The following is a 14,356-nucleotide window of genomic DNA, read 5'->3' on the forward strand; positions in this document are numbered from 1 at the left end:
TAAATATGATTAAATACTATATAGTATTTAATCATATTTATTATAAATTAATTTTTAGCATTATACTACTTTAATATAAATCCATATTTTACTGGATCTTGTTCATCTATAACAAATTGATTAAATCCTGTTATATATGCAGCTCCTGTTATTTCAGGTATTATACTTTCATAATCAGCTACTTTATCAGTACCTACTATTCTACCTTTAAATAAAGTTCCTAATATACTTTCATATACGAATAATTCGCCTTCTTTTAATTCACCTTTAGCATGTAGTGTTGCAAGCTTTGCACTTGTTCCTGTTCCACATGGAGATCTATCAACTTGACCTTGTCCAAATATAACTACATTTTTGTAATTAGCTTCTGGATGAGTTGGCTCATCATATATTTCAACTAAGTCTACAGTTTTTATATGAGATAATTCAGGATGTTCTATTTCTATAGTTTCATTTATTATATCTCTCATTTGTAAGCCTATTTCAGTTAATTTTTGAGCATTTTTTGGCTCAACTTTTAACCCTAACTCACTAGCTTTAACTATAGCAAAGAAACTTCCTCCAAAAGATATGTCAAAAGTAACCGTTCCTATTTCAGGCATTTCTATTTGAACATCTCTCTTATATAAAAATGCTGGTACATTTACTATCGAAACTTCTTTAACTCTTTCATTTTCAACTTTAGCTTGTGCTCTTACTATACCAGCTGGAGTATCCATTACAACATGAGTTATAGGTTCTTGCATTTCTACCATTCCAGTTTCTATAGCAGCAGTTACAGCTCCTATTGAACCGTGTCCACACATGTTTAAGTATCCTCCACCGTCCATGAAGATTATTCCAAAGTCTGCTTCTTCATTGCAAGGTTGAGTTATTATAGAACCGAACATATCGTTATGTCCTCTTGGTTCTAACATTATAGCAGTTCTTACATAGTCTAAATTTTCTTCTAAGTAAGCTTTCTTTTCGGCCATTGTTTTCCCTTTTATATTAGGAATTCCGCCAGTTACTATTCTTGTTGGTTCTCCCATTGTATGAGAATCTATCGCATTTATACTTCTTGAAAATTTCATTGTACAGCCCCCTATATATTTTATAGTTTTATTTCTTATTTCTCATTTTTAACTTAAGCAAAGCTAGTGATTTTTTAGCATCTAGCTCATTTACTGTATTTTCGCCGACAACTTCAGTTTCTATCCCCTTATCTGATTTGTTAAAATCTACTATTGTATCCATATATCTATTGGTAACTACAAACTTAGCTTGAGTTCCATTAAATGTAAGTCCAACTACCGGGATATCTCTTTTTCCAATTTCTTCAATAGTATTAGCATAATCTACGTGAGAGTTTCCCCACCCATCACATGATACTATTACACCATCAGCTCTCATAGCTTCTAGCCATGCTGCTGTTCTTTGTCCAACAAATTCTTTATCTTTATTATCTTGTGGCGTTCCTACTACTACTATTCCTAAAAGGTCTACATCTCTATCATTGCCCACAATATCTAAAAGTGGATCTCTAAAATGATGCAAAGATGTTTCTTTAGTTGATGGTCCTATTCCCATATTTTCACCTCATTAAGTCATAGCTCTCAAGGCGCCATCTCTATATTCATTAGGCGATATTATCATAGGTACATTTTTAATATCAATTACAGATGTACCTCCCTCAAATCCACTAGGCTCTTGAGAAAATATCTGATTGTCATACATAGCACCTTGTCCTGCTATTTGTTTTACTATAACAACTTTTTTAGAGTCAGGTCTTATTTTGTCAAAATATTCACGAATTTGAGTAGCATCTCTTCCATCTTGTTGTTTCAAGACTTTTCTTATGCTTTGTATAAATTTATCACAAGCTCTAAAAGCTGCCATTGGAAGTTTTCTTTCATATGGCAATCCACCTTTGACTGTTATATCAACATGTATTATATAATCACTAGTTGATGGAGTTCCTGCTCTACCAAATATCATTTGTTCTGAAAGTAATCCTTCAGAAGATCCAAATTCATGCATTTGTCTACCATCTTCATCTATTCCTGTAAGCATAACATACACACCTGTTAAAGTATGTGTTATACCTTCTCCCAGTCCACCTAATACTTTAGTTGATATTGGTATTACATCCATAATAGTATTAATTTCTCTATTATAATCTCCTGGTTTGATTATATCTACTTTTATATCTGTTATTAATTCTTCTTTTTGAAGAATTTCATTTATATAATTGTTATTTATGGATAGTGTGCCTTTTTCTATCGAGACTTTATCATTGAATTCAACATTATTTATATGAAATGGTTTAATAACTAATCGTCTAATTATTTTCTCTTCCATTTATATCACCTTTTTATATAAGCCCTTCTCTAATAATAGAGAAGGGCTATATTATCTATTATACTTGAGCTACATACTCGTATGGTAATTGTATTATCTTACCAGCAGATGGTATTGCTATTAATTGCTCTAAAGTATCTCTTAATATGTTTGTTTGCATTTCTATGTTATTTGGTTCACCAGCGTTAGCACCCATTGGAACTAATGGAGCAACCGCTCTTGGAGTTCCGTTTTGTCTAACTACTGGAGGAAGAGCTGCTATTATTATAGTTGGTATACCAGCTTCTTCTATTGCTCTCTGCACGATCACGGCAGTTCTATGGCAAGTACCTCAGCCAGCTGTTAGAACTACAGCGTCTACTCCCTCATCTTTTAATCTTTGAGCTATTGCAGGACCAGTTTCTTCAGTGAACTTAGTTTGGTCTCCACCACCACCCATAAATCCTATATGAACTGGTGCTACAGCTTTTATAAATCCAGCTTTAGCTAATTCATGTAATCTATCTATAGGGAACATACAGTTTATATCTTTGTTAACATCAGCGTTATCATATCCTCCGTGAGATACCATCATCTCATCAGTAGTAGCTGTGTCTGGTATTTCTCTAAATGTAAAGTCACCTGCTAAATTAAATCTTTTATCAGATTTTAAGTGTACACCTGACGCTGTAGCTAAAGCTATAGTCATATCCTTAAGTTCTTTAGTTACAGGAGTCCAAACTGGAGGAGGTGTTATTGGAACAAATATTTCAGATTGAAGTCCTTTTATTGTTGTAAGGCTCATAGTTTTTCTCTCCCTTCTATTTATCTAACTCTTCTTGATTTTTTTTATTTCTTTCTATTATGTCAACATACTTTTGATTAGGTTCTGGACTTAATACTTCTGGATAACTTAACATAAATCCAACCTCAAGACCAAGCTTAAGTTCATAGTCAGTTATAAGCATTCTTTTCGGTATTTTAAATTGGCCTAATCTGCCTTTTAAGTCTATAGTGACTCCACCGTCAGTTATCTCCACTATTACTCCTTCATACATTCTTTCAGTTGATATATATTTTAATCTATCCATTTTCCTTCATCCTTCCATAACCGTTGACGTCGTTTACTATTTAGCGTCTTTTTCGTATATATTCTTTCTTTTTTCACTCATTGGTAAAGTTTGCTCATTTTTAACAAGTTCTACTTTTTTACCAGTTTCTTTTTCTATTAATTCAACGTTATTTAATTTAACGTTAGCATTCCATTTTCTTTCAGCAGATTTAACTTCTTCTCCAGCCATTACTGTTTTTAACATTGCTAAAGATCTTATTGCATCTTCTGGGCATAATGTATTATTTGATAATACTTCATTTTCTATACCTTGCTTAGACTTGTTGTTGTCTATCATGTATTTCATGTATTCGTTACCAACAACTAGAGCACCTTGAACAGCAGAGAAACTTACTCCTACTACAGCTACGCCTCTTTTACCTATTTGCTCTATGTGAGAAGCAAAGTCTATATGGTTGTTTCCAAATCCTTCAGTTGTTACTATAGCACCATCAACACCCATAGCTTCTATCATCATACCTAATCTCTTAGATACATAGAATTTCTCAGCATTTACTTGAGGTGATCCTACAAATATAACACCTACTAAATCTATTTCTTCATCATTCATAGCTTCTATTACTAATGGCTCTCTCCAGTAATGTCTAGAGTTTTCTTTAGATGCAGGCCCTATACAAGTTAATGCATGTATTCCACCATCTAATACTTCTATTGGAGATAATACAACTGGTACGTTTCCTAAGTCAACGTTTGGTTTAGCTCCTAATGTTCCAACTGGCTCTACAGGTAATATTAAGTTATCATGCATTGCCCCTTGTCCCATTATCTCTTTAACTACAACAACCTTTTTCTTTCCAGGTCTTCTGTATTGAGTTAATTCTTCAGTGTCAACTACTAAAGAATCATCAGCTTTCTTTAAAGCTTCTCTTATTTCTTGAGTTATATAATCAGATGCACAGTGAGCAGCTAAAGGTCCTGGTCTTTCCATGTTAGTTCCTTCTTTAACTGTTACTTGAGTTTTGATGAATATTTCACCTTTATCAGGAGCACCTGGTCTTCCCCACATTATGTTAGTTTCTAATACACCTTCTGAAGAACCGAATTCACCTATTTGAACTCCATTTTCATCTGTACCAGTTACCATCATTATAACGCCATCTATTACTCTAGTTATACCTTCACCTAATTCGCCTTCTTCTTTAGCAGCTATAGGTTGAACGTCCATTATAGTTTCACTGTATTTGTTGTATTCAGCTGGAGTTATTATTTCAACTTTCATATCAACAACTAACTCTTCTGAAGCTACAGCTTCTTTAGTTAACTCTTCTGGAGTTCTTAAGTATAAAGTAGTTCCTTCTATTTTAGTCTCTTCACCGAAAACTACGTTTTCTATCTTGAAGTGTTTTTTAGTTAAACTTCTTATTGCTTTAGCTTCTTGAACTGGTTCAGCTACAACTTGTACAGCTTCTACCATTTCTTGTGTAGCTGGAGCAACTGGTGCTACACCCATACCTTGAGCTACTGATAGAGGTATTTCTAAGTTTATGTCTCTACCTTCACCTATGTGTATTTTTATAGTTTGTCCATTAGCTGGTGCTACTGGTGCTACTTCTTTAACTTCTTCAACTTTAACTTCTTCTTTAGCTTCTTCAACTACAACTACACCTTCTACACAATCAGATGTTATTGGAGTTAAAGCATCAAGAGTTTTAGTTAATTTAGCTCCTAAAACTTGCTCTATTGTTAAACAATCATCTGCTATTGTTAATAATCCTGAATCCTCTAAATCAGCAAATATTGCTGGATCTTCTAAATTTGATGGTTCTAGTACAGTTCCTGCTTCAAATCTACAGCAGCATACCGCTGGATCTTTTGCATGAGCCTTAGCTGTTTCTACAGTTATTGACATTTCTAATACCTCCTAGCGTTATTTTTTTCTTCTATATAATCTATGTCCTGAAGCTCTTAAAACATGGTCTGTACTATGGTATACGGGCATTCCTAACCTAGGCGCCACTTGCATAACTGTGTTTGTTCAGTCCTCGCAATTACCTATTAATACAGCCTCAGCTCCTTGACTCTTTAACTTAAGCACTTTTTCAGCTTGACCTGGGCATATTCCTGGCAAATCACATCTGAATCTACCATTTACTTCAGTCATTCTCTTACATTTTTCTTCTGCTACAACTTCTGCTCCCATTAAAGATGCAATTTGTTTTAATCTATCTTCTTGAGCTCCACATTCACAAGCTATTATTCCTAATTTTCTTGTTTCTTGTGGTAGTGGCATTGATACTAATATTCCTCCTAGAGTTTTAGTGACAGGGCTTTCCTCTTCACCGTGTCTACCAGTGAAAGGTCCTCCTAATACTATTTCTCCAAATGGTTTTATAAATCCACCACATTTTTCTATATATGTTATTATAGGCATTCCTATTGGAACATCCATAAATACCTTGCCATGATTTTCTGCACCCTCTACTCTTCCTCCAACAGTTACATCTTTAGTTATAAAAGGTTTTCTTTCTTCTATAGCTTCTACTATACGTTTTATTGTTTCAACGTTAGAAACTACAGTTTTAGCTTCTATTGGAAGTTGTCCTGGAACAAGAGTTATTCCTAATAATTCTCTTATTATTACTCTCTCATCACCAGCTGGATACATATCTGGTAAATATTTAATTTCTATATTTGGTTCATCTTTACAAGCTTTTCCTAATGCTATTATAGCTTTTTTATACTTAGGCTTTACTGCTATATAAGCTTTATCAGCTTTAGTTATTCCAAGCATATACTTTAATCCCTTAATTAATATTTCTGGATTATTTTCCATAAGCTCTACATTGTGTCCAAGTACTGGTTCACATTCAGCTGCATTTGCTATAATACAACCACCTGTAAGATCTACATTCAGTTTTATGTGTGTAGGGAAACCAGCTCCTCCTGCACCAACTATACCTGCTTCTTTTATGGCTTCTAAGTTATTTTCTGTATCTTTTATCTTTACATACTCATCTGATTGATTTTCATCAGCTTCTATTATTATAGAAGTTTCTGTTATTTCAACGACTTTACCATAAACACTCGAGTGTATATTAGCGCCTAATCCTTGAGGCTCAGCTATAAGTTGTCCTTTTTTAACTTCGCTACTGACCTCAACTATTGGTTTACATGGAGCACCTACATGTTGTCTTAATTCTATCTTAAGCATCATGGATTCCACCCCCTGACTATTTTATTTAACACTGTTTTATTATAAGCAATTTACATGCCAATTATTTAATTTAGTTATTTTTTTATTACATATTTTTTTATTTGTTTATAAAATAACACCTTTCGACATTTTTCTTGCATTATTTTTGTTTCTTACTATACATTTTAACCTATTTCTCACCAAAAATCATCAACAAATTACGTTTTCCTTTTTAATTAGTCGAATTACTGACACTTTTTAAACTTTAAAACAAGTTAATTTTAGTTATTTTTATCACACCTACTTATATAGCTTGTTTCTTATTTTAAATTCAATTTGTGTCAGTTTTTCGTCTACTGTCTGTTTTTAGACACATCTATTTTATGTTGTTCAATTTTATAATACAAAGTAGTTCTTGGTATATTTAATATTTTAGAAGCTTTAGCTTTATTTCCATTAGCCATATTCAATGCCGTCTTTATAGTCTTCACTTCCAACTGGCTTATCGCTTTATTTAAATCTAGTGGGTAATCTTCATCTATACTATTATTTTTACTTGATTCTACTATATATACAGGAATATCATCTCTTTCTATGGTATCACCTCTTGATAAAACAACTATATTTTCTATAGTATTTTTTAATTCTCTTATATTACCTTTCCAAGTATATCTTTGTAATATATCAGTAGCTTCTTTCGTTATATTTAACTTTTCTCTATTGTTTTGGATACAAATTTCTTTTATAAACTTATCTATTAATAATAATATATCTTCTTTTCTTTCTCTTAATGGGGGCAAATCTACTTCAACTACATTTAATCTATAATATAAATCTTCTCTAAATTTATTAGATTCAACTAAATCCTGTAAGTTTTTATTTGTTGCAGATATAATTCTTGCATCTATTTTTATAGTCTTTTCTCCACCAATTCTTCTTACTTCTTTTTCTTGTAATACCCTAAGTAGCTTTGCTTGCATACTTAAAGGCAAATCTGCTATTTCATCTAAAAATACAGTCCCATTTTTAGCCACTTCAAATATACCCATTTTACCTTTTTTGTTAGCTCCTGTAAAAGCTCCTGCTTCATATCCAAAAAATTCACTTTCAAATAATTCCGAAGGTATTGCGCTACAGTTTACTGGTATAAAAGGTCCTTCTCTTTCACTATAATCATGTATAGCCCTAGCAAAAACTTCTTTTCCTGTTCCACTTTCTCCAAATATAAATATACTACTCGTTGTCTTAGATACTCTTTTAGCAACTTCTTTTGCTCTTTCTAACTTATAGCTTCTTCCTAAAATATTATCAAAACTTCCTTTAGATAAGTTTTTCACTTCATCTTCTAGATATTTTAATCTATCATTTGCTTTATCTAGTTTTTGAGATAAATGTTTTGCTTCTGTTATATCTACTTCTGTACAAACAACTCCTACGAATTCAGAATTTATAAATGTAGGATTTGCATCTACTAACCCAAAAACATCACTATCTTCACTTTTATAAATTCCACTTTCCCTCATCTTAGTTTTTAATACTTTAGACGATACCGTTCCCTTGAGATACATTTCCATGTTTTTCCCAACTATATCCTCTGATTTTATTCCATATCTATTTTCCATAAACTTGTTCCATAGAACTACTTTCCCATCAGTATTAATAGCACAAATACCTTCTTTTATCTCACCTATAATATGTTTTACCGTTATTCCATAGTCTTCTAATTCCATATATAAAAAATCTCTTATATGTTTTTGATTCACTACTCCAACTAATTTATTTTTTTCTAATACTGGTAAAACCCCTATATTGTTTTTCATCATTATATTTCTACATTCATCTAGTTTAGCATTTGTATCTATACATATTAAATTTTTAGTCATAATATTTTTTACTAATTCATTTTTATATTCCTTACATTTCGTAGATAAATTACATATATCTGTCAATGATACTAAACCTTTAATACCACCTTCCCCATTACCTACCATAACTTCTCTTTCATTTTGTTTTATAATTAAATCTATAGCTTGTCCTAGAGTAATATTTTCATCTACACTTATAAATTTTTTACTCATTACATCTTTTACTATCTTAGTTTCTGGTACTGAAAACATTCTAACCTCCCGATTAATACTTATTTATAAAGTATATTATACTATATAGATTTAATTAAATACTTAAGTATTTGATTCAAAATAAAAAAGGATATTTCAAAATAACTATCAACTAGTATTTTGAAATATCCTTTTTTTATTTTACTATAAGTCTTTGTGTTCCCTTAGAATCTATTTCATAACTTTCATTATAAATTAAATCCGATAAGGGTACTAATGTATATTCTTCTTTTAACTTTTTTATTATCATATCTAAATACTGTTCATTATAGTTAACATCCCCATGAAATAAAACGATAGTTCCTGATTTTGTATTTTTCAAAACATTATCTACAACATGATTAACTCCTATTTCTTTCCAATCAAGTGAATCTACATCCCAATTAATAGATTTATATCCTAATTCTTCACATACTTCTAAACTATCTTTATCAAACTCTCCAAATGGAGGTCTGTACATTGTAGTTTTTTCTCCTGTTATAGCCTCTATTTTATCCGATGTAATATTTAATTCATTTATTAAATCTTTTTCGCTTAGTTCTTTCATATTAGCATGTGTATTTGAATGATTTCCTATGTCATGCCCTCTTTTACTTATTTCTTTTACTAATTCCTCATTATTGTCTACCCAATTGCCAACTAAAAAAAATGAAGCTTTTACTTCATACTTATCCAATACATCTAACACATCGTATATATTAGATGTACCTCCTGCTATATCAAAAGTCAGTGATACTTTATTTTCTTTTGTTTCAACTTTATTTATTGGCATTTTTTCTGATTTCATATTTGATCCTATATACTTAACACTATAAACAACACCAAATACAAAAGTAAGCGTAAATACAAAAAATATAAGACTAGATATGAATGATTTTATGCTAGTTAAATTTTTTTTCATATAATCCCTCCATTGATAAATACTCTAGTACAAGTTTATTTTTATTTTTTTCAAAAAATTACTATTAAATTAAATTTATTATTTGGGAAAATTAATTGTAATATTAGAAAGGTGGTGTTTATATTGAATAACTTAAGAAGTGAATTTGGTGTTTTAAAAGGAAAAGCTGAAGATAACGAACAAAGAAGCATAAAATTAAATAGTACCCATTATCTAAGAGAAGCTCATGGAATACAAGAAGGTATAAGAAAAGATAAAAAAATAAAAATAAATAAAAAATTTAAATAATTTTTTTAAAACATGAATATAAATTTTCATATCGGTTAAATTAATATCAACAACCATGTTTTAAACATAGTTGTAAGACATCTAATACTCAAGGAGGAAATTTACTATGTCAACTAAAAAAGCCGTTCCAGAAGCTAAAACAGCATTAAACCAAATGAAATTAGAAATAGCTAACGAATTAGGTTTATCAAACTACGAATCAGTAGATAAAGGAAATTTAACTGCTAGACAAAATGGATATGTAGGTGGCTACATGACTAAAAAGTTAGTAGAAATGGCAGAAAGACAAATGTCTGGAAAGTAAGTAGTAAATTAGACACCCAGGTTTTAGGAAGGCTACCTATTATAGGTAGCCTTTTTAAATAATTACATAGTAAAATTATATAAATGTATTTATGTAAATATCAAATTCTACTTTTATTTTTATATGTTTTAGTTTAATATAATTATATAGAAACATTATACGGAGGATGATATTATGTTTGAAAACTCATCTGAAGAATTAGCTTACCATAAGTTATTAATTTTATATGTGTTAGAAAAGACAAATATGGATTTAACTAATTCTCAAATTACTCAAGTTATACTTGAGACAGAAGTAATGAATTATTTTTCATTGCAGCAATTTCTATCACAACTTATGGATGCTAACTTCTTAACAATATATGAAGATTCAAATAAGGAGTATTATACACTAACTAAAAAGGGTATTGATACTCTAGAATATTTTTTATCTAGAATCCCTGTTCAGATGACAGAAAAATTAGATGAATATATTAAATTAAACAAAGAAAATTTATTAGCAGATACTCAGGTTAAATCTAGTTTTGTTAAGCAAAGTGATAATGAATTTATCGTAAATCTAAGAGTTATTGAAAACCAATCTAACTTGATAGATTTAAATTTAAACGTATCTTCCGAAAAACAAGCTAAACTAATATGTGATAATTGGAAAAAGAATGCATCTTACATGTATGCTGAAGTAATAGACTTGCTTATTTCAAGTAAAAACTAGCCTACGCGAATAATATAGTAGTAGGCTCTTTTCCTACCTTAATTTCATTGATAAGTTCATTATTATTTGTATCATATACTTTTACACTATTGTGATATGTATCTGTTACAAATATGTACTTATTATCTTTTGATAGTTCTAATCCTTGAGGATTTCCATTTACAGTTATACACCCTACTTCTTCATGACTATTATAATCTAATATTTTTATAGCTTTATATCCTAAGTCAGCTATATATATACATCCCTTTACATAATTTATACAAAGTTCTACAGGTATTAATAAATCTTCAATAACATTTATCAATTTCAATTCATGTTTATCTAAAACTATAATTTTTCCATCTAATGTAGATATATATATATGATCTTTATTGTTATCTATTTTTATATGCCATGCTTTGCAGTTCATATCTATTTTATTTTCCACATTTTTACTTATACTATCTATACATAATATAGAATTTATACAAGGTACATATAGTTTATTCGATTTTATATCAAATGCAAATCCATGAGGCATATTGTCAACACTGATTACACAAATAGGCTCTAAAGTGTTTTTATTTAATACATATATGCTATTAGAATCTTCATTAGCTATAAATAACTCTTGTTTACAAAGCAATACTTGACTAAGATTTCCGCCTATAGATACCGAGTCTATTATTTTTTCATTTTTCATATCTAAAACATATAAAACTCCATCAAATGAACTAGGTATATACATTATGTTTTTTTCTTTTTCTATACAAAAATGATGAGGGTATATATCCGGTCCTAGCTTTATTTCACTTTCCACTTTGAAAGTTTTATAATCAATTATGCTTATGCTTTGTGATAAATAGTTAGATGTATATAGCTTCAAAACAAAACCTCCTTACTAATAAATTATACTACCATAGTATATTGCTTCAAATACTTGTCTTATTACTGTTTTTTACACTTGAAATATATCGATATTATTTGATATTATTGACTTAGTATATTTTGGGAGGTTATTTAAATGAAAGTAACAGTTAAACCATCAGGAGTTTGTTGTAAAGAAATAGTTTTTGATATTGACGATAATGATATAGTTACCAGTGTAGACTTCGTTGGAGGATGTCCTGGTAATTTAATAGGACTTAAACATTTAATAGAAGGAAGACCTGCAAATGAAATAGCAGATAAGTTAGAAGGAATACCATGTGGTGTAAAATCTACATCTTGCCCAGATCAATTATCTAAAGCTTTACGTGAGCAATTGTCTAAATAAAAAAAAGTTTGAATTTGAGATTTTAATCTCATTTTCAAACTCTTTTTTTATAAGTTTTTTATTATGCTTCTTACGTTTCCTATCATATATAAAGACCCAGCACTTATTATAACATCATCTTTTTCCGTATTCTGTAATGTATACTCAACAGCTTCATTTATTTTAGGTTTAGAAATTACATCTATATTGTACTCTTCAATTTTTTTCTTAAGTTTATCTGCATCTATTGATCTTGGATTATCTGGAGTTGTAGTTATCACTTTATTAAATCTAGGTATTAATATATCCAATACTGAAGTTATGTCTTTATCCTCAAGCATTCCTATTATAAGGACTTTATTTTTATCTTTAAAATATTTATCCATAGCTTTAGCCAAAGATTCAGCACCTTCTTCATTGTGAGCTCCATCTATTATAAACATAGGATTTTCTTTTATTTTTTCTATTCTGCCTGGCCAACTAGTTTGTGCAAGTCCTTTTCTTATGCATTCTTCAGATATATTTAACCCTAAATTATCATTTATATAATCTATAACATTAAGTGCTAAAACTGAATTTTTCACTTGATGCTCTCCTATAAGTTTTATTTCTAAATCTTTATATTCTTTCTTATTTATAATACAATCATATCTTTGTAAGTTAATATTTGATTGTTTTATATTTATATCATTGAAATTACATTCTATGTATTTAGATCTATTTTCCTTACATATATTTTTTATAACTTGTCCAGCTTCATATTTTTGTGGATATACTATAGTAGTACAATTTTCCTTTATAATCCCACCTTTTTCAAAAGCTATTTTTCCTAGAGTATCACCTAATACACCTATATGATCCATACTTATAGAAGTTATTACACTTACTATAGGTTTTTCTATTACATTAGTAGCATCATATCTACCGCCTAGACCTACTTCTAATGCTACAAAGTCTACATTTTCCTTATAAAAATAATAAAATGCCATCGCTGTTACTATTTCAAACTCTGTAGGGTATGAATAACCTTCGTTAACCATTACTTCTATTTTTTCTTTTATTAAACTCACAATATTTCCCACTTCATCTTCAGGTATATTATCTCCATTAACTCTTATTCTTTCTGTGAATGTTTCTAAAAATGGAGAAGTGTATAATCCTACTTTATATCCACTTTCTTTTAATATTGTCGATATAAAAGAACATGTAGACCCTTTACCGTTAGTTCCTGCTATATGTATTATTTTCAATTTATCTTGTGGATTATCTAGTAATTCCAATAATTTTTTTATATTATCTAACCCTAATCTTATTCCAAATTTATGACTTTCATGTATATACTTTAAAGCTTCATTATAATTCATATTATTCCTCCATCATCCATAATTAAGTGTATTTTCATTTTATTAATTTCGTCAAAATACTTAATTAATCCTTTATAAATACTTTTATTTAAACTATAAATCTAATAATAGACCATATAAACTTTATCATCAATAAAAAATAAAAATCACACTTTAATTAAAGCGTGATTTTTATTTTTTATTAATTATTTATATATTTTTCAAATACCTCAGTAAAATCTTTATTACTATAATTTAATCTTAAAGACTCCATCCAATCTAAATTAAAGTTAGTAATCTCTTTTACTATACTAAGAGCATTACCTTCTAATTTAGATCTTGATATAGCATCATTTGCCATTTGAAGACCCTTAGTTCCATCTTCTATTGAAGTATTGTGCTTACCTTGTATCATTCCAATTTCAACTAAAGTTTTATATAAGTCTTTCAATTGCTCTAATTGTTTTTTATCTACATCTATACTAAATGCTTCATTTCCAAAACTAAACTTTATTTCTATATCTAAATCTACAGTTCCTGCTGTTTCAAGTGTTACTGAATGAACTCTTTCATAATAAAACTCATGTCTTTTTACAGTTCTCTTCTTACTTATAGCATTAGCCCCATCTACATGTAAAAGACCTCTGTTTGTAAATACATACTCATCAGACTTTGATTTTATAACGAAAAATATTTTTTCTCCATCTTCATGCATTATGTAATCATCACCATCAACTTTATCAAAATCCTTTGGCGATATTATCTTCCCTATATCTGATAACCCTAATGTATCTGCTGCCATTCTTCCAAATATATTTCCAGCCATATTTATCCCTCCTGTTTATTAAAATCTTTATTTATATTATATACT

At 29.6% G+C, this 14,356-nt stretch carries 14 protein-coding genes and 1 pseudogene; 4 read left to right on the forward strand and 11 right to left on the reverse strand.

All coding sequences use genetic code 11. From position 1 onward, the window contains the following. Positions 1-65: 65 nt before the first annotated feature. The 8 genes and pseudogenes from ACRCYC_RS15935 to ACRCYC_RS15970 all read right to left on the reverse strand — a co-directional run bounded on the left by ACRCYC_RS15935 (position 66) and on the right by ACRCYC_RS15970 (position 9,602). A complete protein-coding gene (locus tag ACRCYC_RS15935) occupies positions 66-1,073 on the reverse strand; it encodes a proline racemase (RefSeq protein WP_438620087.1) in 1,008 nt (335 codons plus the stop codon). A 28-nt stretch (positions 1,074-1,101) separates the two neighbouring features. Beyond that, positions 1,102-2,340 (reverse strand): annotated as a pseudogene (gene prdD / locus ACRCYC_RS15940) (proline reductase cluster protein PrdD). 58 nt (positions 2,341-2,398) lie between these two features. Continuing rightward, positions 2,399-3,124, reverse strand: coding sequence for a D-proline reductase (dithiol) protein PrdB (gene prdB / locus ACRCYC_RS15945; protein ID WP_438620088.1), 726 nt, complete (start codon positions 3,122-3,124; stop codon positions 2,399-2,401). A 16-nt stretch (positions 3,125-3,140) separates the two neighbouring features. Further along, positions 3,141-3,410 (reverse strand): CBO2463/CBO2479 domain-containing protein, encoded by a 270-nt coding sequence (locus ACRCYC_RS15950; protein ID WP_438620089.1) that lies wholly within the window; start codon positions 3,408-3,410, stop codon positions 3,141-3,143. A 36-nt stretch (positions 3,411-3,446) separates the two neighbouring features. After that, positions 3,447-5,300 carry a D-proline reductase (dithiol) proprotein PrdA gene (prdA, locus tag ACRCYC_RS15955; RefSeq protein ID WP_438620090.1) on the reverse strand — a complete coding sequence of 618 codons (1,854 nt, stop codon included), beginning with the start codon at positions 5,298-5,300 and terminating at the stop codon, positions 3,447-3,449. 18 nt (positions 5,301-5,318) lie between these two features. After that, a complete protein-coding gene (prdC, locus tag ACRCYC_RS15960) occupies positions 5,319-6,605 on the reverse strand; it encodes a proline reductase-associated electron transfer protein PrdC (RefSeq protein ID WP_438620091.1) in 1,287 nt (428 codons plus the stop codon). A 332-nt stretch (positions 6,606-6,937) separates the two neighbouring features. After that, positions 6,938-8,701 (reverse strand): sigma-54 dependent transcriptional regulator PrdR, encoded by a 1,764-nt coding sequence (gene prdR / locus ACRCYC_RS15965; protein WP_438620092.1) that lies wholly within the window; start codon positions 8,699-8,701, stop codon positions 6,938-6,940. A 136-nt stretch (positions 8,702-8,837) separates the two neighbouring features. After that, positions 8,838-9,602, reverse strand: a complete 765-nt coding sequence (locus ACRCYC_RS15970) for a polysaccharide deacetylase family protein (protein ID WP_438620093.1) — start codon at positions 9,600-9,602, stop codon at positions 8,838-8,840. A gap of 123 nt (positions 9,603-9,725) precedes the next feature. On the opposite strand from ACRCYC_RS15970, the gene ACRCYC_RS15975 reads away from it, so the two are divergent. The 3 genes from ACRCYC_RS15975 (at position 9,726) to ACRCYC_RS15985 (ending at position 10,905) form a co-directional block, all read left to right on the forward strand. Continuing rightward, complete coding sequence (locus tag ACRCYC_RS15975; protein ID WP_438620094.1) at positions 9,726-9,890, forward strand: hypothetical protein; 165 nt, start codon at positions 9,726-9,728, stop codon at positions 9,888-9,890. A gap of 106 nt (positions 9,891-9,996) precedes the next feature. Then, entirely contained in the window at positions 9,997-10,194 is a 198-nt protein-coding gene (locus ACRCYC_RS15980; RefSeq protein WP_438620095.1) for a small, acid-soluble spore protein, alpha/beta type, read from the forward strand. 174 nt (positions 10,195-10,368) lie between these two features. Beyond that, positions 10,369-10,905, forward strand: a complete 537-nt coding sequence (locus ACRCYC_RS15985; RefSeq protein WP_438620096.1) for a DUF4364 family protein — start codon at positions 10,369-10,371, stop codon at positions 10,903-10,905. A 1-nt stretch (position 10,906) separates the two neighbouring features. Here the strand turns inward: ACRCYC_RS15985 and ACRCYC_RS15990 are convergent, their stop codons facing one another. Continuing rightward, positions 10,907-11,773, reverse strand: a complete 867-nt coding sequence (locus tag ACRCYC_RS15990) for a YncE family protein (protein WP_438620097.1) — start codon at positions 11,771-11,773, stop codon at positions 10,907-10,909. A gap of 138 nt (positions 11,774-11,911) precedes the next feature. Between ACRCYC_RS15990 and ACRCYC_RS15995 the strand changes: the two genes are divergently transcribed. Then, positions 11,912-12,163, forward strand: coding sequence for a TIGR03905 family TSCPD domain-containing protein (locus ACRCYC_RS15995; protein ID WP_438620098.1), 252 nt, complete (start codon positions 11,912-11,914; stop codon positions 12,161-12,163). Between the two features lie 47 nt (positions 12,164-12,210). Here ACRCYC_RS15995 and ACRCYC_RS16000 read toward each other — a convergent pair whose 3' ends face one another. Both ACRCYC_RS16000 and ACRCYC_RS16005 read right to left on the reverse strand, forming a co-directional pair. Next, the gene (locus ACRCYC_RS16000; RefSeq protein ID WP_438620099.1) at positions 12,211-13,506 is read right to left on the reverse strand and encodes a bifunctional folylpolyglutamate synthase/dihydrofolate synthase; all 1,296 of its coding nucleotides are present in this window, start codon (positions 13,504-13,506) and stop codon (positions 12,211-12,213) included. A 181-nt stretch (positions 13,507-13,687) separates the two neighbouring features. Next, positions 13,688-14,311 carry a PH domain-containing protein gene (locus ACRCYC_RS16005; protein WP_438620100.1) on the reverse strand — a complete coding sequence of 208 codons (624 nt, stop codon included), beginning with the start codon at positions 14,309-14,311 and terminating at the stop codon, positions 13,688-13,690. Positions 14,312-14,356 lie beyond the last annotated feature (45 nt).

It is taken from the genome of Paraclostridium sp. (genome assembly GCF_051657365.1).
Taxonomy (GTDB): Bacteria; Bacillota; Clostridia; order Peptostreptococcales; family Peptostreptococcaceae; genus Paraclostridium.